The sequence below is a fragment of the Pseudomonas sp. URMO17WK12:I7 genome (assembly GCF_003269045.1).
In the GTDB taxonomy this organism is placed as follows: domain Bacteria; phylum Pseudomonadota; class Gammaproteobacteria; order Pseudomonadales; family Pseudomonadaceae; genus Aquipseudomonas; species Aquipseudomonas putida_J.
Window position 1 is genome coordinate 120710 of the sequence record NZ_QLTL01000001.1, and the last position, 26338, is coordinate 147047.

At 61.3% G+C, this 26338-nt stretch carries 36 protein-coding genes; 2 read left to right on the forward strand and 34 right to left on the reverse strand.

Annotated features, from left to right (window positions below; all coding sequences use genetic code 11):
- Positions 1–8: 8 nt before the first annotated feature.
- The 24 genes from H040_RS00605 to H040_RS00720 form a co-directional block, all read right to left on the reverse strand.
- On the reverse strand, positions 9–1067 hold the full coding sequence (locus tag H040_RS00605; RefSeq protein ID WP_027919816.1) for a hypothetical protein: 1059 nt from the start codon (positions 1065–1067) through the stop codon (positions 9–11).
- Positions 1064–4165: a phage tail protein gene (locus tag H040_RS00610; protein ID WP_027919815.1), complete on the reverse strand. Its 3102-nt coding sequence runs from the start codon at positions 4163–4165 to the stop codon at positions 1064–1066. Before H040_RS00610 ends, H040_RS00605 begins: the two co-directional genes overlap by 4 nt.
- Positions 4165–4563 carry a DUF6950 family protein gene (locus H040_RS00615; protein WP_027919814.1) on the reverse strand — a complete coding sequence of 133 codons (399 nt, stop codon included), beginning with the start codon at positions 4561–4563 and terminating at the stop codon, positions 4165–4167. The genes H040_RS00610 and H040_RS00615 overlap by 1 nt, the downstream gene beginning before the upstream one ends.
- Before the next feature lie 2 nt (positions 4564–4565).
- Positions 4566–5168 carry a hypothetical protein gene (locus H040_RS00620; protein ID WP_027919813.1) on the reverse strand — a complete coding sequence of 201 codons (603 nt, stop codon included), beginning with the start codon at positions 5166–5168 and terminating at the stop codon, positions 4566–4568.
- A complete protein-coding gene (locus H040_RS00625) occupies positions 5168–5752 on the reverse strand; it encodes a hypothetical protein (protein WP_027919812.1) in 585 nt (194 codons plus the stop codon). The genes H040_RS00620 and H040_RS00625 overlap by 1 nt, the downstream gene beginning before the upstream one ends.
- 16 nt (positions 5753–5768) lie before the next feature.
- Positions 5769–8555 (reverse strand): phage tail tape measure protein, encoded by a 2787-nt coding sequence (locus tag H040_RS00630; protein ID WP_050437243.1) that lies wholly within the window; start codon positions 8553–8555, stop codon positions 5769–5771.
- A 57-nt stretch (positions 8556–8612) separates the two neighbouring features.
- Complete coding sequence (locus H040_RS00635; RefSeq protein ID WP_027919811.1) at positions 8613–8912, reverse strand: hypothetical protein; 300 nt, start codon at positions 8910–8912, stop codon at positions 8613–8615.
- Positions 8913–8973: 61 nt separating this feature from the next.
- Positions 8974–9159 (reverse strand): hypothetical protein, encoded by a 186-nt coding sequence (locus H040_RS00640; RefSeq protein ID WP_256208101.1) that lies wholly within the window; start codon positions 9157–9159, stop codon positions 8974–8976.
- A 170-nt stretch (positions 9160–9329) separates the two neighbouring features.
- The gene (locus H040_RS00645) at positions 9330–9770 is read right to left on the reverse strand and encodes a hypothetical protein (RefSeq protein WP_027919810.1); all 441 of its coding nucleotides are present in this window, start codon (positions 9768–9770) and stop codon (positions 9330–9332) included.
- 57 nt (positions 9771–9827) lie between these two features.
- Positions 9828–10997, reverse strand: coding sequence for a phage tail tube protein (locus H040_RS00650; RefSeq protein WP_027919809.1), 1170 nt, complete (start codon positions 10995–10997; stop codon positions 9828–9830).
- Between the two features lie 74 nt (positions 10998–11071).
- On the reverse strand, positions 11072–11539 hold the full coding sequence (locus tag H040_RS00655; protein ID WP_027919808.1) for a hypothetical protein: 468 nt from the start codon (positions 11537–11539) through the stop codon (positions 11072–11074).
- A gap of 17 nt (positions 11540–11556) precedes the next feature.
- Complete coding sequence (locus H040_RS00660) at positions 11557–11964, reverse strand: phage tail terminator-like protein (protein ID WP_027919807.1); 408 nt, start codon at positions 11962–11964, stop codon at positions 11557–11559.
- Complete coding sequence (locus H040_RS00665; RefSeq protein ID WP_027919806.1) at positions 11961–12350, reverse strand: HK97 gp10 family phage protein; 390 nt, start codon at positions 12348–12350, stop codon at positions 11961–11963. The genes H040_RS00660 and H040_RS00665 overlap by 4 nt, the downstream gene beginning before the upstream one ends.
- 2 nt (positions 12351–12352) lie before the next feature.
- Positions 12353–12733: a hypothetical protein gene (locus H040_RS00670; protein ID WP_027919805.1), complete on the reverse strand. Its 381-nt coding sequence runs from the start codon at positions 12731–12733 to the stop codon at positions 12353–12355.
- 2 nt (positions 12734–12735) lie between these two features.
- Positions 12736–13128 carry a hypothetical protein gene (locus H040_RS00675; RefSeq protein ID WP_027919804.1) on the reverse strand — a complete coding sequence of 131 codons (393 nt, stop codon included), beginning with the start codon at positions 13126–13128 and terminating at the stop codon, positions 12736–12738.
- A 39-nt stretch (positions 13129–13167) separates the two neighbouring features.
- Positions 13168–13746: a hypothetical protein gene (locus H040_RS00680; protein WP_027919803.1), complete on the reverse strand. Its 579-nt coding sequence runs from the start codon at positions 13744–13746 to the stop codon at positions 13168–13170.
- A 49-nt stretch (positions 13747–13795) separates the two neighbouring features.
- Complete coding sequence (locus H040_RS00685; RefSeq protein WP_016487763.1) at positions 13796–14764, reverse strand: major capsid protein; 969 nt, start codon at positions 14762–14764, stop codon at positions 13796–13798.
- A 12-nt stretch (positions 14765–14776) separates the two neighbouring features.
- On the reverse strand, positions 14777–15487 hold the full coding sequence (locus H040_RS00690) for a hypothetical protein (protein ID WP_027919802.1): 711 nt from the start codon (positions 15485–15487) through the stop codon (positions 14777–14779).
- Positions 15488–15572: 85 nt separating this feature from the next.
- On the reverse strand, positions 15573–15980 hold the full coding sequence (locus H040_RS00695) for a hypothetical protein (RefSeq protein ID WP_027919801.1): 408 nt from the start codon (positions 15978–15980) through the stop codon (positions 15573–15575).
- A 57-nt stretch (positions 15981–16037) separates the two neighbouring features.
- On the reverse strand, positions 16038–17084 hold the full coding sequence (locus tag H040_RS00700; RefSeq protein ID WP_027919800.1) for a head morphogenesis protein: 1047 nt from the start codon (positions 17082–17084) through the stop codon (positions 16038–16040).
- Positions 17074–18498 carry a DUF4055 domain-containing protein gene (locus H040_RS00705; protein WP_027919799.1) on the reverse strand — a complete coding sequence of 475 codons (1425 nt, stop codon included), beginning with the start codon at positions 18496–18498 and terminating at the stop codon, positions 17074–17076. Before H040_RS00705 ends, H040_RS00700 begins: the two co-directional genes overlap by 11 nt.
- Positions 18499–18506: 8 nt before the next feature.
- Entirely contained in the window at positions 18507–19808 is a 1302-nt protein-coding gene (locus tag H040_RS00710) for a terminase large subunit domain-containing protein (RefSeq protein ID WP_027919798.1), read from the reverse strand.
- A complete protein-coding gene (locus H040_RS00715) occupies positions 19795–20256 on the reverse strand; it encodes a DUF2280 domain-containing protein (RefSeq protein WP_027919797.1) in 462 nt (153 codons plus the stop codon). Before H040_RS00715 ends, H040_RS00710 begins: the two co-directional genes overlap by 14 nt.
- Before the next feature lie 31 nt (positions 20257–20287).
- Positions 20288–20896 (reverse strand): putative metallopeptidase, encoded by a 609-nt coding sequence (locus tag H040_RS00720; protein ID WP_027919796.1) that lies wholly within the window; start codon positions 20894–20896, stop codon positions 20288–20290.
- A 71-nt stretch (positions 20897–20967) separates the two neighbouring features.
- Between H040_RS00720 and H040_RS00725 the strand changes: the two genes are divergently transcribed.
- Both H040_RS00725 and H040_RS00730 read left to right on the forward strand, forming a co-directional pair.
- Entirely contained in the window at positions 20968–21228 is a 261-nt protein-coding gene (locus H040_RS00725; RefSeq protein ID WP_027919795.1) for a hypothetical protein, read from the forward strand.
- A gap of 79 nt (positions 21229–21307) precedes the next feature.
- The gene (locus H040_RS00730; protein WP_050437241.1) at positions 21308–21796 is read left to right on the forward strand and encodes a DUF6530 family protein; all 489 of its coding nucleotides are present in this window, start codon (positions 21308–21310) and stop codon (positions 21794–21796) included.
- Between the two features lie 15 nt (positions 21797–21811).
- Here the strand turns inward: H040_RS00730 and H040_RS00735 are convergent, their stop codons facing one another.
- The 10 genes from H040_RS00735 to H040_RS00775 all read right to left on the reverse strand — a co-directional run bounded on the left by H040_RS00735 (position 21812) and on the right by H040_RS00775 (position 26109).
- Positions 21812–22003 (reverse strand): hypothetical protein, encoded by a 192-nt coding sequence (locus tag H040_RS00735; protein ID WP_027919794.1) that lies wholly within the window; start codon positions 22001–22003, stop codon positions 21812–21814.
- A 25-nt stretch (positions 22004–22028) separates the two neighbouring features.
- Complete coding sequence (locus tag H040_RS00740; protein ID WP_015269843.1) at positions 22029–22259, reverse strand: Acb2/Tad1 domain-containing protein; 231 nt, start codon at positions 22257–22259, stop codon at positions 22029–22031.
- Positions 22260–22315: 56 nt separating this feature from the next.
- On the reverse strand, positions 22316–22633 hold the full coding sequence (locus tag H040_RS00745) for a hypothetical protein (protein WP_027919793.1): 318 nt from the start codon (positions 22631–22633) through the stop codon (positions 22316–22318).
- On the reverse strand, positions 22633–23004 hold the full coding sequence (locus tag H040_RS00750; protein ID WP_027919792.1) for a hypothetical protein: 372 nt from the start codon (positions 23002–23004) through the stop codon (positions 22633–22635). The genes H040_RS00745 and H040_RS00750 overlap by 1 nt, the downstream gene beginning before the upstream one ends.
- A gap of 62 nt (positions 23005–23066) precedes the next feature.
- Entirely contained in the window at positions 23067–23576 is a 510-nt protein-coding gene (locus H040_RS00755) for an acyloxyacyl hydrolase (protein ID WP_027919791.1), read from the reverse strand.
- 231 nt (positions 23577–23807) lie between these two features.
- Positions 23808–24398: a hypothetical protein gene (locus tag H040_RS00760; protein WP_027919790.1), complete on the reverse strand. Its 591-nt coding sequence runs from the start codon at positions 24396–24398 to the stop codon at positions 23808–23810.
- A complete protein-coding gene (locus H040_RS27600; RefSeq protein ID WP_256208100.1) occupies positions 24389–24520 on the reverse strand; it encodes a hypothetical protein in 132 nt (43 codons plus the stop codon). Before H040_RS27600 ends, H040_RS00760 begins: the two co-directional genes overlap by 10 nt.
- Positions 24517–25119 carry a recombination protein NinG gene (locus tag H040_RS00765; RefSeq protein ID WP_027919789.1) on the reverse strand — a complete coding sequence of 201 codons (603 nt, stop codon included), beginning with the start codon at positions 25117–25119 and terminating at the stop codon, positions 24517–24519. Before H040_RS00765 ends, H040_RS27600 begins: the two co-directional genes overlap by 4 nt.
- Positions 25119–25517 carry a recombination protein NinB gene (locus tag H040_RS00770; RefSeq protein WP_027919788.1) on the reverse strand — a complete coding sequence of 133 codons (399 nt, stop codon included), beginning with the start codon at positions 25515–25517 and terminating at the stop codon, positions 25119–25121. The genes H040_RS00765 and H040_RS00770 overlap by 1 nt, the downstream gene beginning before the upstream one ends.
- Positions 25510–26109, reverse strand: a complete 600-nt coding sequence (locus tag H040_RS00775) for a hypothetical protein (protein ID WP_027919787.1) — start codon at positions 26107–26109, stop codon at positions 25510–25512. The genes H040_RS00770 and H040_RS00775 overlap by 8 nt, the downstream gene beginning before the upstream one ends.
- Positions 26110–26338: the final 229 nt, after the last annotated feature.

Genomic DNA, 26338 nt, shown 5'->3' on the forward strand with positions numbered 1-26338 from the left:
TTGAGGTCCTATAGGGGTTTCATTGGGCGAGAGGCGAAAAGAGTTCGGCCATTGACGCTCACAGCGTTTATCCCATCGAAATTTTCGCAGTACATCTGCAGCACGCTTCTGTTTCCCGAGAGAAACCCACCGAAGTTTGCACGGACAGGTTGTGTCGTTTGCCCAACGTTGGTGCTGGAGAAAAGTGCGTTGCCCAGCACGTAATCATCGAAGCTTCCCGTCCAGGCCATCTGGGCAGGGGATGCGTAGTAGCCGGTCCCAGTGATCGGCGTACCGGCAGTAGCGAAAGAGTTTGTCGCTGGCTGGCTGTTGAGCAGAGACAGATTTGCCGATGTCATGAACAGGCGATTGCCGGAGGCATCTTTCACCGAAGCTCCATATTCACCGACAGGCGTATTTGGCGTCATGTAACTCGCGCAGAACCATTTAATAGCCATCGGGTACAGGGCTATGTCGCCATGTGCGGGCCTCGACGGAAACGCCTTGATACGAAAACCCGTCCAGTTCCCTGGCGATCCTCTGACGTAGAAGTTCCCGATCATCATGTAGTCAGCAGCGTTAAAGAACACCAAGGGTCGCTCATAGGTAGTTATCGGTGCGGGGAATGTCACCTCACCCCACTGGATGAACGAACCCGAACCAGGCCCCTGCTGGCCTAAGTTCAACCCGCCGTTATAGCGAACCGTCAAAATTCTATTAACTGCGTCAATCTGGGTCTTTACGTTATTGTTGTTAGCCCGAATTCCGTAGCTGCCCGGCGCTGCGAAAGGCTCTCCGCCCTGAGACAGAATCATCACCTGCCACTGCCTAGTCATGGGGCGACGAAGTTGCAGCTGACCCATTGAGTACCAGGCCTGAGGGCTGTAAGAGCCGCTATCTCCCCCATCAAACAGCGAGTCAACTACCACGAACGAGGCGGCCTGTATCTCAGGTATCGCGATGTACTGGTCCAGCGCGTTGTTACCGGTGACCTGCATCATCTTCAGCGAACGGATCGGGGTAATGGTGGTGTCCAGGGTGATGGCCCCGGACGCATCTCGCGTCCGCAGGCCGTACACGTCCGTCATGTCGTCATCCTCCCCACCGCCGTACGCTCGATGTTGTTGGCGTCGTAGACGTAGACCCCGCCGTTATTGATCAGCAGGCTGCCGCTTGCATCCTGGCCGCGAAGGGTAAACGTGCCGTTGACCATATTCAGCTCGATCAGCGGTCGCCCCTGTGAATCCACGGCTTGCGATCGCAAGGTCATCCCAAGAATGATCTGCTGGATAAACGCCTGGTTGATCAGCGCGGTGTTGATGAACACCTGGCCGTTCTGCACCACCAGCGGTGCCACGACCTGCCCGCCAACCTCATCCACCACTGCAAAGCGCTGGGCGAAGGCAAGGAACTCAGAAGTTTCTCCGTTGCTCCCAAGCGCGAGGCCGGAAGTCACCTTCCGACCACCGGCAATGGTTTGAGCCTTGATGGTCACCTGGGCGCTCACCTTCCCATCCAGGCCGACGACGGCTTGACTCACTTGCTGTACCGCAGCGTTTGTTTGGCCCTGCTGTACCTGCACGGTGTCGATGCGCTTGGCCGTGGCGATGCCGTCCTCGATCCTGGCCGATTGCTCCGACCACACGCCGACGTAGGTCTGTTCGGAGCCCGCAAAGCCTTCGGTGCTGCCGGCCATGTCCGGGTTCACCTGGGCATAGACGCCATCCAGCTTCTCGGATGCTGCCGTGACCTTGCCGTCGATGGTCTCGACGGTGCTCTTCATGGTGCTGAGGCCGTTGGCCGTAGCGTTCAACCCCGTTACTGGATCATCCACCTCCGCGCGCACAGCGGATATCTGCTCTGCGTTGGCCGCGATGCGCCCATCCTGCTCCTCGATGCTCGCGGTGTTCCGCTCGACTTGCGCGGCGAGGCCGTTGGCAGATTCCACCACCTGGCCAATATCAATCCAGTAGGTCGGATTCGGCGGCGCATTCTCGCCACCAGGCGCTGCCGGAACGGCCTGAATGGCCTGATACAGGCGCTGACCACCGCGAACAGCATCGCCTTCGAGATAGGACCTTTTTGGGTCATAAGCCAGCGCATCTACCAGATTGTCGATCTCGTCGCGTAGCTCACCAATGCGCTCGTTGACCGATCCCGGGCCATTTCCATCGATCAGATCGATGCGCTCTTGTAGCGCTGGCCAAAGCTGGCCCTCTTGGATTTTGCCTTCCAGAGACGCAATCATCGTGCTGACATCCGTGGAGGTGGAAGCAGCAATCTTCAGGAAAGCGCTGACGCCGTAGGCATTTCGCGACCGGATGAAATAGTAGTAGTTGGTGAAGAAGGCCAGGTCAGTGTGCGTCAGGCTCAGTCCCTGGCCGAGGTACGTCGCCTGGTCTGCGGTGACCTGCGGGTCCAGGCTGAAGAAATACTCGTAGGTGCCGCCGTTCAATCCGTGCTGCACGTTGCTCGGGAACAGTGTGATGGTGTCAATGGTGGACCTCACAGTGCACGCCTCCGGGATCGGAGGTCCGTCGATGTTCACTGTGATGCTGGCCTCGCCGGAGCGGGTCAGCGGGCCGAGGGCAGCCACGCTCATCGTGTAGTTGCCCGATGGCAGCCCGGCGATCGGCAGCTGCAGCGTTGTGGCGGGAACCTGCTGTGCCTGCACCGCGTTGGCGCCTTGGCGTACGGTGACAGCGTATGCGGTCACAATGCCGGCCGGCTGCACCCAGCTTAAAACGCCTTGGGTAACCTCTGCCGACTCGTCAACCGTCCAGGTGAGCCCGGTCGGACTACCCAGACCGCCTGCCGGGAGACTGATGAAGCCGATGGGGTTGTACGGCTGGCCCACGGCATCGTCGAACTGTGCGGCATCGTACTGCTGCAGCTGGGCCGTGCACCCTTGGTCAGCGCCCATGCTCCAGTTGGTGACGATGAACTCGCCGAGCATGTTCAGCGACGGCAGGTTCACGCGAACGGCGCGGCCCGGCCGGCAGTTGTAGCCCAGGAAGTTCATCGGAATGCTGATGGTGCCGCCAGCGCGCCGGCGGCGCAGCTCGATGTTCGCCAGGCGCTGGGCTTGGTAGGCGTCACTGACATAGGAAAAAGACAGCGTTTCCGCAGCCTCGCCGCCGTCTTCGACCACCCATGCAGCGACGGAGACCTCGGGATAGTCAGTCTCTGTCCAAGATTGCGAGGTGTCGATGAAAGTGCCGCGCACCGTGTTGATCGCCGCGTCATTGGTCGGCTCTGTGCTGCCGGTGATAGTGCCGATCACCATGTCCTCGGTGATCTCGAAGTCGTACGGGCCGTAGTAGGCCCCGGCCTGAAACATCCAGCGGCCACCGACACGGATGGTCCGGCCGCCGCAGGCAGCCTCGAGTTTCTGCAGCACGTTTGTGCGCTGCTCGTCGGCTCCGATAACGCAGCTGCTGCGATAGCGCGGACTGGTGGTGTTGTCAGGGTTAGCGACCGATTCGTCGCAGACGTTGGCACCGCTGGCGAACGTTTCGAACACGATCTCATCGTCCGGCACGCAGCAGCGGTTACGCAGGAACCAGAGTATTTGGAGCGCAGTGTTCTCGGTGTAGATGGACATCCCAGTGCGCGGGTCGTAGATGTCGTTGCGGCCACGGACGATGAATCGGGCGTCAGGGACGCCAGAGAACTTCTCGGCACTGTATTTGAGCGACAGGCGCACAAACGACAACCCGCGGCCGATCTGCTCGTCCTTCCAGTCGGGGCAGTTGGCCTTGAGGAAGGCATTCACCTGAGTCGGATTGACGACCAGCTCATAGGACGCCAATTCTCCATAGGTGGAGATCTCCTCCTCGTTCAAATAGATGTTTTCCAAGGCGTCGACCGGTCCTTCACAGAGGACGTACACCAGGTGCAGCCACTCGCCATCGGTTTGGTCACCGACCTGCTCCTGCGCCCACACCAGCACTCCACCGGTGCTTACACGGCCAAGGATGAAGCGCGCAGGCGCCTTGGAGGAGCGGACGGTCTGGGCCGACGGCTCGTTGTCACGGATCGGCGACTTGGTGTTCAGCTTCTCCTGCTGCTCGGCCATGTAGAAGGCCATGCCAGCACCAATGACGGCGCCCACCGGGCCGCCTTGAACGAAGCCAATGGCCGCGCCGACGGCGACCTGAGCAATCTTCCTGACGCCACCGGACATTATTCGACTCTCCAGACTGCAAGCGGGTCGCACACCACGCGGGCCACCCCGTCGTCAGTGGTCGCCCAGAATTCGTTTGCCCAGTACACGGCCATGGACCTGCCGCCGGGCGCTTCGTACATTGCAATGTCGCCGCGCTGGATGAATGCTGGCGCCACCCTGGCGAAGCAGGCATCCCAAGCCGCCTCGAGGCTGCCGTGCCGCTTCTTCAGCGCCCGCTTCGCCCCTGCCTCGGTCTTGTAGGTGCCGCGGTACGCCTCGGCCGGGTCGGTACCGCACACCGCTACCGCGCAGTCCGCAGCGAACAGGCAGCAGTCGAATTCGCCCCATGAAAAAGGCCGCTCTAAGGCGGCCTTGATCACTTCGCTGAGGCGTGTGGTCCAGTCTCGGTAGCGCATGGCTATTTCTCGTAGGTGAACGTCGGGGCGTCCTTCTTGGATCCCCAGTAGATGGGCCATTCGGACATCTGGGCGATGGCGTAGAAGAACCGGTCGCCCTGGTGGCGGGCCCGGTGGTTTTCGTCGGTGAACCGCTCGGTGCCAGTGCGGCTCCACTCGGCCATGCGGTCAACGATCGGGACGGTGATCCTGTTGCCGTCCTCACCGTTGCCGGCGTAGGAAAAGGTGGCGGCGTCCATGCGACCGGAAAACAGGATGTCGGCGGCGTAATTGCCCTGCTCGTCGAACACCACAAACATGAGCTTGCCTGAACGCCCGCGGCAGCCCCGGATGTTCGTCTCGGTGATGATGTAGCTGTCCAGGCCGGTCAGGGCCAGGTCGACGGACATGGGCGAGTTCGAGTTGTCGCTCTCCTGCGACTGCCCGACCTCGCCGAACTGACCTACCCCCAGATACGTGATGCCACCGATCACCAGGTCACCGGTACCCGTGTGGGCGTATACCGGGCCGTCCTCGAAGTCGAGCTGGCAGGCGTACACGCTGAGGAATTTGCCGGTGGCGATGATATCGACCACGCTCTGGCTGAATGGGAACGTCGAGGGCATCAGAAAGCCTCCCTGAACTGGTAGCTGCCGCTGGCCACCACCGGCCGCACCGTCATGTTCCACGTGTCCTGGGTCATGCGGCATTCGGCGTAGGGGTTGAGGTATTCGACCGGCGTCCCGGCGACCAGCGATTTGCGGATGCGCTTGTTGACCGACACGATGGCCTGGCCTTGGGCGTTGGAGGCAGCAGGCTCCACCACTTCGAACATCTCCCCGGCCACCGTGAGGTAATCCCCCACGGCGAAAACCGGAGTGTTAGCGGCGGCACCGGCTACGGTGATGGCCCTGGCCTGGGCCACGCCTGACACGACGGCGAGGCTTCCCACGCTCACCTTCCGGGTTCGGGTGAACGCCGGGAGGTTGAACGTGCCGAAAAGCCCGTCCAGGCGCCCGAGGAACGCCGACAGCTCGCGCTCCTGCTGCCGGGTAAGCAGACCGAACGTCAGGGTGCACTGCCAGTACGCCCCCGGCTGCCCTACGATCTGCTGGGCGTTCGAGAGCGTCGACGTAAAGGCGCGGCTGTTGTTGACTAAGCCCCACGTCATTTCAGACGGGCGCAGCGATGCCGGCCATTGGATAGCCATGCAGTACTCCTTCTTGCTATCGGTTGCGGGCGATCAGCTGCCGCGCCGGCCCGTTCATCTTGAAATCGCGCAGGACCAGGTTGTAGCCATCCTGCGCGCCCTTCTGAGCCGCCTGCTGAATGCGGGCCAGGGTCGCTTCGTCTGCGGTGCCTTGCACGCTGATGTGCTGAATGATGGATGGCATGGCGCCAGCAGAAGGTACTGCCGGAACCGATGCAGCCGCAACCGCAGGGCTCATCCCGACGAAACCGCCACTGGCGTAGCCTTTGGCGTTCAAGCGATCCAGATAATCGCGAGCCCCGGGCTGACTAACCACCTCTTTGCGGATGACGTATTCGCCACCGTGTACCACACCCTTCGGCTCGAACTTGCCACCGTCACCGGTGTAGCCGCCAGTCGAGAAGCCAGGCCGCGAGATCGTCTCACTGAACCCGGTCATGGTGCCGCTGCCAGCTGCCGCAGCGCCCCCTCCTCCGCCTAGAAACCCAAGAGCGGTACCGAGGAAGCCAGCGGCCGCTTGGCGCACTTGAATGCGGATGAGATCGGCCACCACCTGGTCAGCGAAGTCCTTGAACGACAGCTTGCCGGTCTTCACGAAGTTGACCACGGCGTCTTCCATGTTGCCGAAGGCGTTGCTGAACAAGTCGCGAGTCTGCCCTGCCACATCACTGGCGCTGTCCATGTAGTCTTGGAGAGCGCCGCGGGCACCGTTGCTCCAGTCTGCCTGGGCCTGATCGATCTGGGCCCAGCCATCGCGCTGTGCAGCAACCCGTTTCTGCAGGAACTCGCGCTCGATATCGATCTGGGCTTGCAGGTCCTGGCGCTGTTTCTCACCTTGGGCGTTGGCCAGCTCAGTCTGCAGCTGCAGGATGCGGTTGTTCGTCTCCTGCTCGATCCGCAGGCGCTCCTGCATGCGATAGGCGTCCTTCTGGCCCATGCCTACAGCGTCCGCCTGGGCGGCGTACTCCATGCGCTGGGTGGCCAGCTGCCGCTCCATCTGCGCGCGGTACTGCTCGGCCTGGGTCAGGCCCTGGGCGCCTTTGATAGCGGCGGCATAGTTCGTGGAAGCCTGGGCCAGCGCTTTGCCGTACTCCTCCTGGCTGATCTTGCCCTTCTGGAAGACCAGGTCAAGCTGCTGCTGTTCCTTGGTCAGGGCGCGGGCTGCCTGGGCTGCAGGATCGTACTGGTTGTACAGGCGGGCGAACGTCGTTTCCGCCTCGGATACGTCCTTGTTGGCCCCCTTCGGCGTGTTCTTCTTCGCCTCGCGCTCTTTGATGTCGGCGATTTCTTTCTCGATGTTCTTGCGGGACTGGGCGTACTTCGCCTCCTCCGATGCGGTGAACACTCCAGCAGCTACTGCCTTGGCCCGGGCCTTGTCGAGATCGGTCAGCTCCCTGTTCAGGCGCTGGGTCTGCGTCAGCGAGCTTTTGTAGGTGGTGTCCAGTGCATCCAGGCCCTTTCGCCCCTCCTCCTGAATGCGTCGACGCTTCTCTTCCTCTTCCAAGGTTTTTGCATTGGTTTGCTGGATCTCCTGGCGCTGCTTGAGTTCAGCCTGCAGGCTTGCGATCCGGTCGCGGGCGTCGTTGTCCTCGTAGGCCGTGTTCAACGTGCTCTGCAGGTAGGCGATTTTCTGCTGTAGCTGGGTGATCACCTTGCCTTCGCTTTCGACGCTCTTGCGGCCGATGCTGGCAAAAGCATCAAGGACCTCATTGGTGGCATCCTTAATGTTGAGCCAGCCGCGCTCGATCAGCCCTAGGTTCTCGCGGATCTTGCTGGTTCGCTGACCCATCGCTTCGGCGTATGTGCGCTCAGCCAGGTCAGCGGCAGCCACAGCATTTCCCTGATCCGACAGAGCCTTGATCTGGGCATACACCGATGCGGTCAGGAACTTGTATTTCTCGTCTAGCTCAACGATTCCGGCGACCGGATCCTTGCCGAGCTTGATGAACTCGGCGACCGTCTCCTCTACAGCCTTTCCGGTTACGCGCTGCATCTCGACAGCGGTAGTGGTGATCAGCTTCAGGTTGCCGGTGGTGTTCTCTCCGGCGGCAGTCAATTGCGCCAGAGCTCCAGCTGCCTGGCCGAACGTACCGGTCACCTGGTCTGCCGAATCGGCCAGGGCGATCAGCTGTGCTTCGGATGCCTTCGAGTAGTTTCCGGTCAGGATCAGGCTATTACGCAGAGCGTCCGATTGCTCGGACCCCTTGTAATAAGCCACTGCCAGCGCGCCAGCAGCTGCAGCGGCGACAGTGAACGGGTTGACCAGGCCGAGGATGTAGCCGCCAAGGGCCTTTGCCGCAGGCGCAATCCCGCCGAACATGTCCTTGAGCTGGCCGCCCTGCTGCAGGAAGACGGTCAGCGGAGCCTGGCCACCCTGTAGGCTGACCGCAATGTCGGTGAACTGGGCCGGCACGCCCCGCAGCGCAGCCTGGTAGGCCTTGGCCGACATCCCCGCCTTGTTCATGCCTTCAGCTGATTCGCCGATACCTTCGCGCAGCGCGTTGATGCGCTGGTTGTACTCTGCGAAGGTGTCAGAGTCGAGGAACTTGGTGCCCTTGAACTTGGCCAGCTTCTCCTGCATGTCATCCAGGCGGCCGAGCGCGGCAACCGTCGGGTTGATCTGGCCAAGTAGCTGCGAAAGCTCCTTGCGCTGATCGTCAAGGCTGGACGACAGGCCGTCCGTGCTCGATGTTGCCCCTTCACCGGCGCGCTCCATACGCTCCAGGGATCCTGTCAGATCATCCGCATTGCGCTTGGCGCCCCGCGAGTCGATCGTTACCGCCAGGCGGGATTCCTGCGCCATGTCATTCTCCGGGTATAAAAAAACCCGCTCTAGGCGGGTTCTTTGTTGGTTCTTTGTTCAGTTGTGAGCGTCGTAGCACTCTCGGTACGCGGCGTTCTGGAATTCGGAGATAGCAGTCGCCCGCTCCTTCGAATCTTCGAACACACGAACCTGGTAGGCTTTCATGACTATCTCTTCAGAGAACCTGCTGCCGTCGCCAACGGATTTAGTGGCGTCCTTTAGCAGTTCGCCGTCCTGTCGCGCCTTCATGGCTTCGGCGGCAAGGTCGGAGATCTTCTCGCACTGGTCCGGCGCCTTGGCGAGCGCGGCGCCGGCTGGAAGCAGTGCAAGAGCGGCAATCAGCAGCAGTCGATTCATGGGTTCCTCCACAAAGATGGACAGAATCTAACACAACCGTGCTGCACGCATATCACCGCTTCTAGGGCCGGTTCTTCGAGTCGGCTTTACCCTGCGCCTTTTCGTACTGCTCGTCCCAGTTCTTCCGGTATTGGTCGTCCAGGGCGAAGATGGCGGCATCAAGCTCTTCGCGGCATATCGCCGAGGGGTAGCGGTCGAGGTATTCGGCGATCGATGCCGGTGGTAGAGGCGCTGGAGCGCCAACCATGCCGACATACTGCCGGGACCTGCTGACATAGGCGTAAGCCTCCAAGATCTCGGCCGTCACCCCGTCGATTTCTGGAGGCGCCGGCATGTCCAGGCCAAAGCGCTCATGCTTCCAGCGCTTTTTCTCGTTCTCGTCGCCGGCCCACTCGCGCCCCCACAGGTATGCCGCTACTACTTTTCCACGGTGGCCTGGGTCTTCTCCTCGATCCGGCGGGCGATGTCGTTGCCGGTGCGCAGGGCAAGGAAATAGACGCTGTTCATCTGCTTGATCAGCTGGACGCACAGTTCTGGGCTGTATGGGGCTGGCTCGCCCGGATTTTCCTCGATGTCGACCCCCTTCCAACCCTTGATCAGGTGCTTGGCTGCCAGTTCGATGAACAGGTCATCATCGGTCTCAAGCTCGACATCAGGGATATCGGAAAGGCTGAACTCTGGGGTTCCTACGCGTGCCTGCTGGTTGATCAGGGCCAGGTGGCGGTTGATCAGCGCCTGATGCGATTTGTAGAGCGGGTTGGCGATCGAGCCTACGAGGATCTCGGCGCCCGGGGCGAACTCGACCCAGCGCTCGCCGTTGATATCCAGTTCAGGCTTCTTTGCAATGGTGATGCCCATGGTATTCCTCTGCGGAAAAAGGCCCGACGTACACCGCAGGGCGCGCCGGGCAAAGGTTTAGGCGGAGACGGTGACAGCGCAGGTGTCGGTCTTGGTGCCGTCTGCGGCGCTGGTCGCGGTGATGGTGGCGCTGCCGGAAGCCAGGCCAGTGACAAGACCGGTGGCACTCACGCTGGCGATGGCCGGGGCGGAGGAGGTCCAGGTTACCAGCTGACTTGCGCCAACCGGAGTTACGACAGCTTCGAGATCGCCGGTTTCGTCAACTTCCAGGTCCAGAGTGGCCGGGGTTACGGCTACCGCAGCGATAGCAATTGGCGCCGGCAGGCGGGTGATGGTCGGCGGCACGCGGCGGGCGGTGTATTCCAATTCGACCTGGATGATGTCGGTGGCACCACCGTCCGGCCAGTCGCCGCTCACTTCCATCTCAGGGATGAAGAAGGTGTAGCCGCCGTCGGCATTGTTCAGGGTGAACTCGAAGCTCAGCGAGTCGCCGGTCTGTTGGGCCTTCCAGTACTGGTAGGCGGTCTTCGACCAGCTCATGGTGATCGAGCCAGACGGCGTGAAGGTGGTCGGGATGATGTTGCCCGGGAACGGGTTGCCGTTGCCGATGCAGCGCTGGGTCTGGACGGCGTTGTCGAACTGCAGGTTGAAGCTGTCAACGCAGGCGTTGTCTTCGCCCAGCTGGACGCCGTTGATCTTCAGGCCGGTGACGTCCTTGAACCCGTAGCGGCGCTGGTGCGCCTCGGCAATCGGGTTGAGGATGAACGAGGTGTTGTCGGCCTTGTCGGACCAGTCGATGGCCGCGAAGGTGGTGGTTACCGTGATTTCGTTGTCGTTAGGGACTTCGAAGTTCATGGTCGCGACCTGGGCGCCGCGGGCAACGGCCGCGATACCGACGTCGCTTGCGTACGATCCGATGGAGAACGAAATGCGGTCGTTACCCATGGTCAGCACGTTGCCGGCCCAGTCCTTGCCGAAGCAAGAGGCCATGAACTCGTCCAATGCCCCGTAGCGCAGCTTGGTTTCGATATCGCCACCAACATCCACGGTGGTCTGGGCTGTGCCCTGGGCCATGCGGTCGGCGCCGATCTCGTTGTTCTCTTCCGTATTGTAGGTCGGCACCAGGCCGAAGCTGACGCGGGTCAGCACGTTCCAATCGCCTGGCGGGGTGATGCCCGGCGTGACCTCGCGTTTCCAGGCGGTTGATACCTTGGCACCACTGGACATGGGGTGTTTCTCCTATCTATAGGCGTAAAAAAACCGCCATGTGGCGGGCTTTGAATTGGTGAACTCGGCATGGATCAGGAGGAGCGCTTACCGAATTCCTTGAGAACCGCTTGATAGCCGGCGCGAGCGCCATTTACTACCGCCTCCTTGACAGCCTCCATAAGCTCGATCTTTTCCTTCAGAGGGCCAGCCAGCCTGGAATCAGCGATGATGATGTTCAGCTCCTGAAGAACCTGATCAACTCCCAATCCCACACCAGCAGCAAAGTACCGCCCGCTTTCATCGCGACTTCGACGTATTGCCCAGCGCTCCGAACCGAAGATCACTTGACCGGCCATGCCCTGGTGGCATTGGTCATCGCCTTCTACCCTGCTCCGCAAGGTGATCGAACCGCTGGACAAATCCAGCTCTACCACAGGGCGCCCGGCCTCATCCGTAGCCCTGGATCTGAGTTTCACGCTCAAAGCTGAGTCACTAATCATGGCCTCGTTGATGTAGGTGACGCCGTCGACCACGATGAATGGCTTGCTGTTGCTCTGCATGGACTCTCCCGCTGACCTCAGTAGGCCCGGTATGTAATGGACAGGTTGACCTGGTACCAGCCGTGGCCGTCATCGCCGATGGTGCTAGCCGAGGCCGTATAGCACTCAAACGGCCCGGTCTGGTCGCTGTAGAACTCGAAGTGCTGTACCAGCGCGTCGGCGGCTTTGGTGATGGCCAGGGTGCCCTTGTAGCTGGGCACGAACAGCTGAATCATGATGATGCCGGTACGGCGCACGCACGGGCCGATGCCGACCTCTGGCGCGCTGGACAGTCCTGGCACATCCGCCAGCCTGGCCCAGATCGGCTTGCCGGCCGGGTCGAAGGGTCCCCTGGGGTTGTTCGGGTAGTCCACAGCGTCAGCGGGAATCCCCGCCCACTGCGTCATGCGGCCCGTGACGATGGCCCGGATCTGTTCGAAGGTCATGTCCTGTAGGCCTCGGCGACGCCGTTGAACGACACCGCGTAAATGCCGGCCGGAGCCTGCTGGGAATGGCCATCCTCAAGCGGACCCGCATACGGCAAGTTGTTCTGGATGAAGACCTGCGTATATGGCTCCAGGCCGGTAACCGCCCTGGCGCCGCTCTGGATGGTTTCAGCGCCAGTTGGGTCAACGTTCGCGGTGCTGGTGTACACCGGCGCGCCCACACTGACGATGTTGTTGCCACGGAAGCGCCCGGTATCTACCGGAGACCGCAGGACGATCTCGTTGAGCAGCGACATGGCAATGACACGCACGCGCTGGCTGAGTTGCTCCTCAACCACTCCAGCGAACAGACTTGGCGGCGTGCTCCAGCCTCTGTTCTTGGCCATGGTCACTTCCTCAGCTGGATTTCGTAGTGCGCCTTGGCCGGATCGATGCCCGGGCTGACGATGCGGTACGTGGCTTGCTGCCCGGTGAGCAGGTCGTCGACCGTGATCTGGTGCCCAACCGCCGGCCTATCCGTGACCTCATTGGCCAGGCAGATCAGCAGAACGTCGCCCACCAGGATGTTCAGGCCGTCGATGCGGCGGCTGTCGTAGCTGTCGAACACGCCGCGCCCGGTGTAGGTCACCGGCTGGGCCGTGCTGGTCTCGCTCACAGGATCCCAATCGCCTGGCCCCATGTAGGAGCCAGTGAAGGTGAGCACGGCATCGGCAAGGTCATCATCAAACGCCGCAGCCAGATCTGACTGCACTTCGTCTCGCAAGCCCATGGCTACCCCCTGTCCACAGCAAAGGTGAACGGGTTGCAGCGCCATGGCGAAATCAGGGCAAGGGCGAACTGCACTCCTTCAGGTTGCGCGCCTGCGCTGCTGCGATCTAGCGCGGCATAGCTGCGGCTGGTCGATACCGATCCGGCCTTCACGCTCTTGGCCTCAAGCGATCCCTCGGTCTGCTGCTGGTACAGCTGGCCGGTGGATGCGACCAGAGCCAGCTGGGCCCCGGCCTGCTTCACCTCCTCAGGCACGGCATTCATGTCGATGCCGCACAGACGGAGCGAGGTGAGGTATGCGTTGGCCTGCGCTACCGCCATGGCCTTCTTTTCGTCAGGCGCCCAGGTCGAACCCAGAATGGCGTCGACGTCCGCGACGGTGATGTAGGTAGCCATCAGGCCTCCGCTGAAATGAATGGGGCCGAAGCCCCGGTGTTACTTGGGTAGGTCGTCTACCAGCTTCTGCAGCGACTCTTTCGAGGCGTTGGCGCGGTAAGTGACGCCAGCCTTCTCCAGCGCAGACTTGAGCGCCTCTACCTCAGGATCGGCAGCCGCAGCCTTCAAGGATTCGATCTGCTTGAGCAGTTCAGCCTTATCCTGCCCCAGGTCGATTACCTTTTTCGCTTCGCCGTCGCGCTCGCGCTGCAGGCTGGCAATTCCGGCATTGACGGCTTCCAGCACCTGGAATAGGCGGCCTGCGGTTTCGCCCAGTTCGCCTTGCGGACGCTTCAGGGCCTGCTCAGCGAACGACTCAACGATCACGTCGATGGACGCCAGCTCAGCCGTCAGCTGATCAACTACGTCCTGGCTCAGCCCGTCAGCCTCGACCACCACGGCCAAGGCCTTCAGTTCAGGCCGAATGCTGACCTCTGGCACTTCCTTAGCCTCGTTCTTGCGATTCGGAGCTACGTTTGCGTCGACGATGACCAGGCCGGCTTCCTTGGCCAGCGCTTTCACGTCTTCCTGGTACTGGTGAAACGGGCCTGGTAAGTACCAGATGTTGTTCTTGCTCATGAGCTCGTCCTCAGTAGGCCGGGCCATATGCCCAGCCCACCGTCAGGGGTTACTTGGAAGCGTCACCGATCAGAGCAACACCAGCGGTGTGCTTGATGCTGGTGGCGGTCTTGTCCCAGTTGGTACCGGTGGCCAGTTCGGCATCGGTCGGAGACTTGCCGCCGGCGGTCACATCCCAGGTGTAGCCCTTAAGGCCAAGGCCGAAGGTGTAGTCGGTCTGCAGCGTGGTCTCGATCCGCTCTTTGCCGTTGGTGGTCTGGACGTTGCTGATGATGTCGCGACCGTCGTGCACCAGTGCAGCACCCTGGACCAGAGACAGGATGATCTCCTTGTCCGGGGTGCCGTCCTGCATCAGAGCCGGGGCATCGGTCACAACCGAGACCTTGCCCAGGATGTCAATTACACGGACGTTACCGGCCTGGAACAGTTGCTGCTGGTTGGCTAGGTTCTGACCCACCAGCTTGTGGTAGGTGGTGCCCTGCATCACCTGGGTTACCAGGTTCTGGCTCGCATCACCGAACTTCGCGTGGGCGTTGTTCAGGCCGGCATAGGTGATGCCGGCGGTGGCCGACACGTCATTGACGGCAGCGGCCTGGGCAGTGATCGCGGCGACCAGGGCGGCGATGGCGGTGTTCAGCTGGTCCTTCAGCAGGATCTCGGCGAACGCGCGGGACGCGACCTCGATGCCTTGGGCGGTCGGGCGCTCCAGCCAGGTCATCTGCGAAGGTTCGTAGCGGATCGGACCGAAGCCACCAGCGACTTTGACCGAGGTATTTTTCAGTTCGGTCAGGTCGGTGATCGGCGCAGCGCCGTTAGCGGCGTAGCGGTCCACCCGGCGCTGGGCAGCGGCCAGGGTCTGGAAGAATGACTCTTGCAGGAAGTCGCCGGTGAAACCGTCCGGGGACAGCACGATGGCGCCGCGGCTGGCGGCGTTGAACGCAACGAGCATCTGATCCAGCGTCTCGATGGTCGCCGGCATGATGTATTCGTTGAAAACCTGCATTTGCGACAGGGACATGGGTGTATTTCCTTATTTCAATGGAAGGTCTGGGAACCGGCTGGCCAGTGCCGCCGTGCGTTCCTCTTTGGTGCCGCCGATGTTGCCTCTTGCGGCCCCGCCGCCTTTTCCAGCACCCCCGGCCCCGCCGCCGGATGCCTTGCTACCAGCGATCAGCGGGCCGAAGGCCGGATCGTTGGTGAATTCTGCTTTCAGCTCGTCCAGCGTTGCCGCCGAGAGCTTGCCAGCCGCGTCCAGCACGACAACGGTGGGTTTACCGTCGCGCTGCTCGACGCTCAGTCTGCGCTCGATGTGGGGAAGCAATGCCTTGGCGCTGCCAGGGACAGCCAGGGTGGTCGCGATCTCGGTGGCGGTGCGGCCCACAGTCAGATCCCGGATCTGGCCCTGCAGGGTGCTGTTGGTGCTTTCGAGCTGGGAGGTCAGTTCGGCTTCCCGGCGGGCGTACTTCTCGGACCAGGACTTCTCCAGGCCTTCAACGTCGCCAGCCTTGCGGGCGGCCTCCTCTGCCTCGGTGCGTGCCTTCTCTTCGGCCTCGCGACGGGCTTTCTCGGCTGCCTTCTTCTCGCCGAGCAGTTCTTCCACCTTGGCCTTCAAGCCGGTGACGTCTTCCTGCTGTGGCAGCCCGTCGATACCGAGGACGAATTTGCCGTCCTTCTCGACGTAAAGGGCTGCTACCGATTCATCTACGCCTTCAAGACTGTCCAGTTGGAATTTCAAGGTCATTGCTGTCTCCCAGAGACGTTGAGCAGGCCCTGCCTGCGGGCATAAAAAAGCCCCGCACAAGGCGGGGCTGTTTGTAAGGGCTGATTCAGCTGAGTTTTAGAAGTGATAGCGGCTCAAATTTGGCGATAGCCTTGCTAAGGCTTAAGGCTCCCCGCTCAACAAAGTAGAGTTCAAGACCAATGATTCCCTCACCCTCAAAAGCGATCATGAAGCCATATTTTTCAGCGATATCACGCGCGACTGCAGGATGTTGCTCCAGCGCACCAGGGAGAGGAAGGCCGTAAACCTGTACGTGCGGGCCAATTCTAGACGGCCTTCCCTTCGCCCCCAGTACGGTAATAGCCGCTTTCACAAAATAACCGCTCCAGGCGTCAGCCATGGCATCTCGCAGAGATGCGCTCTCATCTGGAGTGAACCACCGATCTTTAATTAGGCAATACGGCCGAACAGTGTTGATCAGCTGATCCCCAATCACCTTTTTCTCTTCAGTCATTTGTGGCTCCCATGATTAAAGAGCCATACATATCCCCTACAGCCAAGGGGCGCAATATCACTGTGCCAATAGTCGCTCGAATGCCATCGGCTCGCGCTCGCGCAACCGCTTGAGGGTCAGGGTACGGCCGTCGTCATCTACAAACCGGTCGATGGTGAGCTGGCCCTTGCTGAACAGCTTGTATCGGGTCGGGCCCAGCACATCCTCTTGGAACTCTGCCGGCTGCCTGGCCAGCCACTCGCCGTAGCTGGTCTTGCTGCTCACCTGTTCAACGCCATCAGGCCCGACTGAAGGCCGGGTTGATTCCGGGATCTCCCGGACGAACTCGTCTTTTAGCACGGGGATGAGCGTGGTCCGGCACCTCCAGTGGTACGGCGGCTTTGGCCCATCCAGAGGGATGATCGTCTGGTCGATGCTCATGCAGAACAGCGTGGTCCGGCTGTCCAGGGTGGCGATCCGGCGCATCCCCTTGAGGATGTCGTCGTTGTCCTTGAGCACTTCCACGCGTGCGGTGGTGGCGATGTGGTTGGTCATGGTGTTGACCAAGGCCTGTGCCTGGTCACGCTGCTGGACGCCCAGCGACGTCAGCCGGCGACTAATCTGCCCGGACGTCTCGCCCAGGGCCGACCCCATGCGGATCTCGCTGATGATCTCAGCGCTCTTCTTGGTGCCGTACTGGTCGAGCGCGCCGTTGATGCTGATGCGCTGGCGCCCCTTGCCGACCTCGAGGTCGAGCGGATCGGCCAGAGCTGCTGCGGCGACCTGCTCAATGCTCGGCCTGTTCAGCTGAACGACCGTCTTCACGACCTTGCCCAGCAGCGTCATGTTGAACTCAGCCTCATAGCCGCCGAATTCGGCAAGGTCCAGCACGGCCTGCTGCTTCATCTCGCCGTACACGCCCGCCAGCTCACCCTGCAGCTCTTGGATCTGCTTCTCGTACCGCTGGGTGCCGTACCGACTCAATCCTTCTGATACGCGAGATTTGGCGGTGCCAATGGCCTTGGTGATGAACTTGGCCAGCCGCTTCAGACTTCCGCCGGCATAGCGCTGCACGTGCACCTGGTGGCGAGTCGCTGCGTCGGACAGGTAGCCGTCACTGTTCATCGCCGCCATCTCCAGTGTCGTTGCCGGTCACCGGCGGCTGCTGGGCGATCTCTTCGTCGATCTTCTCGTCGCTGCGGTCTGCCTCGAGCACGCCACCCTGGCGCAGGTTGGTGCGCAAGTCGGACTTGGCGATCAGGCCCTGCTGCCAGAGCTGAACCTGGGCCAGGATGTCCTGGGCGGTCATCGTCTCGTCGAAGAACGATTGGTTGAGCCAGAATACCGTGCCGTCATCGTCCGGCTCGCCGATCATGAAGCGCTCAGCGTCGAGGATGGCCCGCTTCAGGGCCTCAGACACGTTGCCGGCGATGGTGCCCAGCACGCTGTTGTCCGAGCTGTAGCGGATGCGCACCGCCTCAGCCGTCTCGGCGCCGCCCGCTTTCTGCACAATGCGCGCGCCGATCATGAGCATCTGCTCTTCTTTGTCCTTCAGCAGCGTGCGGGCCAGCTGGCTCTCGGTTGCTTGGACCAGGGTCGCGGTACCGCTCTTGCCGAGGTTGTAACCGCGGGTCGAGCCAATGTGCATGCCGTTCGGGTTCAGCTTGGCAAAGTCGTCGGCGGTGATGTCCGTGGTGATGAACAGCGTGGGCTGACTGCTGATAAACCCACTCTCCTCCACCGTGGCGCTGTTGCCGTAGTGCAGGATGTTCACGTCGGCCAGGTCTTCCAGCGGCGACTTGTCGATGCTGGCGTCGTTGTTCTGGGCGCCGTAGAAGCTGAACAGGATGTGGTCAAAGGGGCGGCCATTTTTGTCGAGCGGCGCGACCTCGCTGTAGCTGTTGCCGTCTTCGGCGTAGACGCGCTGCACATAGCGGCCATCAACCAGCAGCAATACGCGGTATTGAGTGCTCGTTGTGCGCTCCAGGCTATCCGCACTGAACTCGGACACGCATTCCAACAGGCAGACATAGACCAGGCGCTTCACGCCCTCGATCACCTGCTCGTCCCAGTCGATGATCGCTTCAGCCCCGTAGTGGTGGATCAGCGCACGCCGGCCCTGCAGGTCGGCCATCGATGACACTCCCTCAACAGCTGGGAAATCCACCAGGAAGCCGCCGCGCCCTGCATCCAAGCACTCCCCTACCGAGTCCTTCGAAAGCTGCTCCAGGCTCGTGCCGTCGCCGCTCGCGTTCTCTTTCAGGTACTCGACGCCGGTTGGCAGCTGCAGTTCGGCAGTCTTGCGGAACACCGCGCCCAGCAGACCGGTGCGAGTACGTCCTGTGATGTTCAGGAACATCGCCCGCTTCTTGTACTGTTTGTACCGCGCGAGGTTCTCGGGAGACCTGTTCTCTGGGTCCGGCATTGGCAGGTAGATATCGTGCTTGCGCACCTCTCGAGCACCAGCCACGCAACGCTTTACCAGCAGCCAGCCGGGCAAGGCCTCCGAGTACTCTGCCCGGGGAGTGAAATTCGGCATGGGTGGCCTCAGAAAGTGAAGGTGATAGGTACGTGGGTTACCGGCCTGCTGATTGGGTAGTCGTGATGGATGAAGTAGCCGCCAGCGTCGTTCGCGTGGTCCACACCAGACTTCTTGTCAGGCTCCCCGTTGGGTGCCCACACCTGCTGCTCCAGACCGTCCGCATAGGTCGGGCAGCGTAGCGGGTTGATCAGGTAGCGTCGCTCGCCATTCGCGTTGCAGAACATCGCGTTCATGGCGTTGATGCGGTCTTTTACCGGCGGGTTGGCATCAGGCGCGATGACGCTGAATCCGGCCTGGCGCAGGATGGCGATGTCCGTCTCGCTGGCGTTCACCGACTTGCGCGACCCGCCAGAGGCGTCGGGGTAGATCCTGATCTCGCAGGTCTTCTCGTAGTCGCGGCCGTTGTGCCTCCAGTAGCGTTCCTTGATGCGCCGGATCATGTCCGGGGTATCGAAGCCGTCGATCAGCTCATCCACCGCCCTGGGCTTGCCGTCTGCGCGCTTGACGTGCGTGATGGCGGCCATCTTGCCGACGTTGAAGTCCATGCCGATGAACAGCGGCTCTCCAGGCTCTACGGTGTCGAAGCAGGAATTCAGCTTGCGGTCGTAGGCGTGGTAGATCGAGCCGGCATTGAGGTTGACGAACTGGCCATTCAGGTAGGCCAGGATCAGCTGGGCCGGGTACGACTCCATCAGCGATGGGATGTAGTCCGGGGGCAAGTTCAGTTCGTTGTCGAAAGTACTGGCCTGCACCAGGCCGTACATGCCCTGCAGGGCCGGCTTCTCGCGCAGCTGCTTCACGAACTGCTGATAGACGAACTTGAACCCCTCAGGGGTGGTCGTCACGTCTACGCCGTTCTTCAGCCCGGGCACGTTGTAGCGCATCCGGGCAATGATCTTGCGCCAGGCATGCTCGGCCTTCAGCGCGGGCAGAACGTCGAGTTCATCGACTAGGGCGTGCCCGATCTTGAAGCCGACGATGGTCTGCGGCTTCTCCATTGAGCGGCAGATGGTCGTGCTGCGGTACTGGCCGCCGCTGTAGAACTCGACCTCCTTGTCGCTCTCCTTCGTCTTGACCTTCAGGCCCCAGTCGAATGCGACCTCCTCGATGGTCGGGAAGAAAATGTCGCGGATCTGCGGGTAGGTCGGCGCGAAGTAGCCGGAATCGATCCGAGGCCACTCCCAGACGTGCTTGCACAGCGCTGCGCAACCCACCCAGGTCTTGCCGGAGCCGAACCCGGCCACGAAGCCGCGGAACTTCTGCTCCATGCGCAGGAAGCTGGCCTGGGGCACATTAAGTGACGGCATCCGGCTTCCTCGCATCCACCACGTCGACCTGCACACGGGTAGGCGGCACGTTGTCGTGGGGATTCTCGTTCTTGGTCTGGCGGTTCACGTAGACGTCGCCGACCTCTTTGGCCGCCTGCTCCAGTAACTGGGCAGTGAGCGCCATGTTCTTCATGGACTCGGCCTTCTCGGCCATCCTTCCCAGTGCACGGAGCCGGAATGCCCGGTTGGCGATAGGGATCTCGGATGTCTCTTCACGGAATCGCTTGCGCGTGTCCTCGAACAGGGTCCGCCAGCGCTTGGCCAGATCTCGGCCTGCGCTCTTGGTAGGGTCATGTGATTCGCACTGCTGGCGACTCACCTCTATGCCGAATTCCTCTCGGACAGAGGCCGCCACCTGTGCGGGGGTATCGAAACAGGCCAGGGCCTGAACGATAAAGGCTTTCACCTCGTTGCTCAGGGCCGCCATAGGTTCAATTCCGTCTTAGGTCTGTCAAAGGTCAGGCAGACTTGAGCAGACAGGTTCCGCAGGCCCTCGAAATGTTGATCTTGGCCACCTCAGGCGGCCGGCTTGCAGCGTCGATCAGCTGCTGTACGTCTTCGCTGGCACCGTAGCGCCTGACCACGCCGACGAACTCTTCGACGTCATGGCCGCGCAGGTAGAGCTTGGGCAGCCCGTCCTGGGTGAACTTGGGTGCGCCGTACTCATCGGTTGCCTGGGCGATGTGGTACAGCTCGTGTTCGACCAGGGCGCAGAACTCAGCGTCGGAGCACTCAGCGCAGTAGTCGGCAGCCAGAGTGATGAGGTAGGTCGGCTCCTCGCCGAACCACTGGCGCATCTGCTGCTCTTGCCGGGCTTTCTGCCATCCGCCAGCACGGAACATAAGCTGTTCGGCCTGGCCGAGAACTACCCGCCCCTGTTTGGCGAACCCAGTCGATGCCCAGAGCACGCCGATGTTGGCGTCAATCAGATGGGCATGCTCAGGGTTATGGATGCTTCCGGTGTCGGCAAGGATCTCGCTCTGTATCCAATCCCACACACCTGCAGCCGGGCGCAGCGTGAGCAACAAGGATTCGAGCAGGTCAGCCGGGGGCATCGGTCTGCTCATGGGTCAACTGCTCCTTGAAATGATGGCGCGTTGCCGGTATTGCTAACAGTCAACTACCTGGAGGCGAAACGATGCTGAAACTCACCGAAGGCGAAAAACACTATCTTCTGGAGATCCGTGCACTCTCAACGAACGCGGAAGGCCACGATGTGTTCGTAGGGCTGAACAGCAACGAGTCGGAGCGCTATCACTTCCTGAGCAATCCACTGAAGAGCTTGGAACATTCAGAACGGGAAGAGTATCTGGCGCTTCATGAGAAGCATGAATTGGCTCGCTTGCTCGTCTTAGATGCAGAAAACACGTTGCGGGTTGAGCAGCCGTCCCGTCACTGAAATCCCTGACTGCCAAGATAGAGCCGTTTGACACCAGCCCCCACCATGCTTCTCATCGAAAGCAAAGGATCACCTTTCCATGCCTATTCAAGAGTTCGGCGCCAAGAAAAACTACAGCGTGTCTCAGCCCCTCCCGCGAAATTTAGAGCATCGTCCTATTTACGCGATGCCCTACCAGCCATTTGATGGCAAGTACATTGGCGACACAGATGCTCGCTACCTGTCGATCGGCATTGCCCAATGGAGCCGCGAAGATGTCTCGCTCAAAATTATGCGTTACGCCACCCAGTGGTCACGCCAGGCCGAAGAGCTCCCTCTGCATCGAGTCGTGGACACCTCGATATTTTTAGCGAAGGTGCTTTTTGACGAGGCAGATCACGCCGTAGAGATCGAGCGTGGGCTTTTTGAAAACCAGCCCGCAGGATTTCGAGTAGAGCGTGAGGCCTGCGATGACAACGATGCGGCGTGCTTCGACGCATTTCTGAATAAACATGAGCCTGCTTTGCGTGACCGCTTCAACAAGCTCCACCAACTACTCAGCAATTTGAAAGCTCAAGGCAAGCTCTAAACTATTCACCAAAACTCACTTGGCGACCATCTCGTGCGTCTCGGCGTGGGCATGCCCGTGCAGGATGGCGACGATCAACCCCTGAGGCAGCCCTGCTTCCTTGGCTGCATCGATCGCCTTGATCAGCGCCGTGTCGAGCGCATTGGTAGCGACCACCACATCGGACGGTAGCGGCAGGACGTGGCGAAGTCGGGTCACGTTGCTCATACAGGCCTCGTTCAGGGCAGAGCTATCAGGCGAAGGGATCGGCTGGCTTGGCGATCGAGCGCACAAACCACATGAAGCCCTGCTGCAGGTTGGTCTTGGCCAGGGCCAGGGTGCGCTGATCCACTCCTTCGATCTGGCCAATCTGCTTGAACAGTTCGCCGGCGTCTGCCTCAAGGGCCTTGATCGAGTTCATGCCGTCGATCTCGCTCTGGGTGAGGTCGCGATAGCCGGTGATCTTCTTGTGTTGATTGTCCATGGGGAATCCTCAGGTGTTCGCGCCACGAAACGGCGCACGCTGGAAATGTGGCGCGACTACGGCGATACCCGATTGAGGGCCTCATCAGCCTTGTCGGCGGCCTGGGTAGCAGTGGTCGCAGCCTTCGACGCTTTGGTCGCGGCGCTCTCGGCCTTGCTGGTCAGCTCATCCAGGCGCTTGTCGCGCTCGGCCATGGCGGCATCGTAGGCGGCCCGGATCTCGGCCACCTGGCTGGCCTGGGTCGTGGCCATCGACCAGAACGCCGACTGCCAGCCCAGGACCGCTCCGCCGGTGACCAGCAGTGCCGCGATGATCCAGACCTCTGCCCGGCGCCACCAGCGGCGGGCGATGAATTCAAGTGCGCATCTGTCCATCAGGAAGCACCTCCCAGCTTTCCGCGTAGTCGGGCGATTTCATCGCTCTGCGCGGCTACGCGCTCATTGAGCTGGCCGACCTGGCTGGTCAGGGCTTCGATCTTGCCCTCCAGGCGCCCTACCGTGGCTACCAGGTCGTTTCGCTCCTTGGCGAACTGATCGGCGCGGGCCTCGGCTTCTTTCCGGGCCTCACGCTCGATGTCGAGCAGTTCATTCAAGCGCCGGACGACGCCGATGTCGGCGGTGTCCATCGCGCGGTCAGTCGCGTCCCTCGACAGCCACTTGCGCAGCCAGAGAAAGCCGCCCAGCAATACAGTGCCCGTTCCGCCCAGCCAGGTGGCTGTGCCTGGGCCGAGGTCGGTCGGGTCCATCCAAGATCTCCAGAAATGAAAAAGCCCGCACAAGGCGGGCAAGGGGAGCTACGCAGAAAATGTTAAATCTGGTGGCTGTAGAAGAGGGAGTACGACTCGATGCCGTCGTTCGGCTGTTTGATACCAGCGTTGGAGTAGTGAACAGCTCGGATACCGACCTTCTGCGTCTCGCCGATCTTCAAGCCTGCGCCGATGCGGTCTTCGAAGTTGAAGGCCGAACCAAAGTCCTGGTCACCTGCGGATGTACCAGAGAAGACAGCAAGGCCGATGCCAGCCTCAACGAATGGCTTCACGTTACCGCTGCCGAACTCGTAAACGAAAACTGGAGCAAAGGAGAGCGAATGAGCGCCGCCAGACGCATCACCTGCTTCCCAGTAGGTGTAACCGGCATCCCAGTACCCGGTGAGGCGACCAGTGCTGCTTTCCAACCAGCTCTTGTCCCAGTCAAAACCGATTCCAACGCGCGCGGTCAGGCCACCCTGACTGGTCGCTCCAACGCCTCCAGACAATTCAGCGGCCTGAGCACCGACAGCAAAAAAAGAGAGCACCGCTGCGGCGATGATATTTTTCATAATCACGGAATTCCTGATGAATTTTTCTTAGCAAGCTATGTGAATCAGATTGCCATCAATTCGTTCCGTGGGTTCTGAAAAATTCTGAAAATAAGCGAAACGCAGGCAGAGGGCCTATTGAGGGCCTCTTCGGGCAACAAAAAACCCGGCACTTGGCCGGGTTTAGAGTGATTTTTGCCACAGGCAAAATTATCAGGATGGCGAAATAGTGCCATCAGCCGGACAATTCCGTCAAGCGGCAGATTTCATGATTTTTATAACCGAGGAGACGGGCACCAGTGCAGCCTTGTCCAGGTCGTTGCAGGCGTCGAAGCATGCCTGTATGAACCCCTCCCATTCTCGAGTCCATTGCTCGGACGACAGCTCCAGGCCAAGCATGTGCAACAGCCACGCGCGGAACCCTTCCGGCGTTGGGCACGGATCGATGCCCTCGCTCTGCCCGCCCTGGTGCATGCGGCGGTACCGGTGCAGCACCCCCAGCGCGACCATGCGGGCCTTCTCGAACTTCTTGGCGTACATCCGTGGGCCAGCGGCATAGGCTACGCGGAACATCGCTTCGTGCGCCTCCTCTGCGTCGTCGGCGGTGGCCATCGGGCTGTACATGTGGTTGCCGAACGCCTTGAGGTGGGCCGGCAGCGTGTCGATCGCCCGCTGGATGTGGGCGGCGACTGCCTGGTGCACCTGGTGGCTGGCCTTACGCTGCTTGTCCGTCTTCTGGATCATGCGGCCGAGCAGCCCCATTTCCTGCATCACGGCGCCCTGGCTGTCCCGTGGGATGTACAGAGCGTCGTGCCACGCCTTCCTTGCGCTGCTCAGTTGCATGGGCCGCCCTCCTCGCGCTTGCGCCGGGCCTTGATGGCGATGCCGCGCCCGATGGTGTAAGCGCCGATGATCATCAGCCCCAGGAGCAGCAGCTGGCCGCTGTCAGTGGGTGTCCAATTCATGCTGCTGCCCTCCGTAGGTCTTTGAGTTTTTGCCTGTACAGGGCCTTGATGGCCTGCAGGTCTTCAATGGTCAGGCGCTGGGGCTTATGAGGCCCTTCGAGCCAGTCGACTCGGTCGGCGCCGATGCGCTTCACCAGGCGGATGCGGTACTCGACGGCATTCCCCGACAGGTTGCGGTTGCACTTCACGCACTGACGGTGGACGTTCAGCGGCTCGAAGCGCAGCTCCGGGCAGGCTCCTACCGACCGGTAATGCCCGGCGTCCCAGCGACTTCCGGTGATGAGGTCGTGATCGCTCGGCAGCGAGTCGCAGCTGATGCACGGCAGGCTGGCGTCACGCTCGCGGATGTAGGCGTTGAACGAGGTCTGGGCCTCGGCCATATGCTCGCGGCGGGTCTTCAGCTTCTCCCGGCGCTCCTGCAGGTCTTCGCGGGCCTGCTTGGCAATCGCCTTGGCTGCGATCTTCTGCAGCTTCGGATCCTTCGCCATGGCTCGGGCGCAGGCCATGCTGCAAACCGACTGAGTGGACATGGCCGGCTTAAAGCGCTGGCCACAGCCAGGCGCCTTGCACTTCTTCGGCTTGATCTCCTTGGCAAGCATCAGTACCGCCCTCCCCACCGATCCGGCTCAGTCCAGCGCACGCCATGCTCGGCGCCGAAGGCGTGCATCACTTCGAACAGGTCGCTGAACCACTTCTGCGACTGCTTGCGGGTCGAGACGCCCAGGACGACAAAGCCGCCGTCGATGCCCGGTACCGCGTCCTGCTTCTGCACCGCGGCGCTGAAGATGTGCTTCCAGTCCTCGTCGGTGAGCTTGCGGCCGTACCAATCCACCTGCTGGGAGACGTCGCGGAGCATTGCCCACAACTTCCGGTTGCAGACGTCGGGGCGCTTCTCGTCCTTGATGACCACCACCTTCGGCTTGGTCAGGTCGATGGCGTGCAGGGCGCCATACAGGCGGTTGAGGTCTTGGCTGCTGCGGATGGCGAACTCAGCCATGGGATGCCTCCTTCGCCATGAATTCGTCGACGACCGCGTCCGCCATGCTGCTGAACAAGGGCATCTTCCCCTCATTCCAGATAGCCAGCGGGGAGCTGGTGCCTATCGGGTTGCGCACGAAGCGGTAGCGCTCTGCATCCTTGCGCAGGGCCTCGTTCTCGGCCTTGAGCTGGTCGCGCTCTCGATTGGCGTTGATCAGCTGGGCTGAGAGGCAATCGCACTCGCCTCGCCACTCGCCGGTTATGTCGTGCACGTCGCCGGCGTCACCGCAGGTCCAGCAGAATGGTCCGCGGTGCCAGACCTCAAGCTCTTGCTCAAGCTCTCGCTCTTTTTTGCTGCGGCTGGTCGCCAACCGATTGAGCTCCGCGAGCAGGGCCAGGACAGTGGCCGGCGTGCAAGCCAAGGCGAAGTCCGCGTAGTCCTTGTTCTGCGCCATCAGGTCAGGGAATGACCGGTTCTGATGCACATCAAAGACAATCCCGTTGTCGTTGCGAATGTAGAGGGCGCCGTGGCTGCGCATGAAGCGAAGCGACTGATGCGATAGGCAGGTTTCGGCCAGCGCTTTCAGGTCACGCATCTTGTTGATGTCCATCAGTGCTTCTCCTGCAGAGGCGGTCGGTCGGTGAGCGTTTCGTGCCAGTGCCGGTAGCACGGCGTTTTCCGTGCCCAATTGCAGCGGCCCTCAACCCGACGCCAGAATCCAAGCTTGCTCCGGCAGCTGCCTGCCACTGGCTCGGCTTCAAACCAGTGCCAGTCACCTTCTTCGTCCTGAGCCAGCCAATTCGCCCAGCTGGGTGCGTCATCCCAATGCGGAGTGGCCA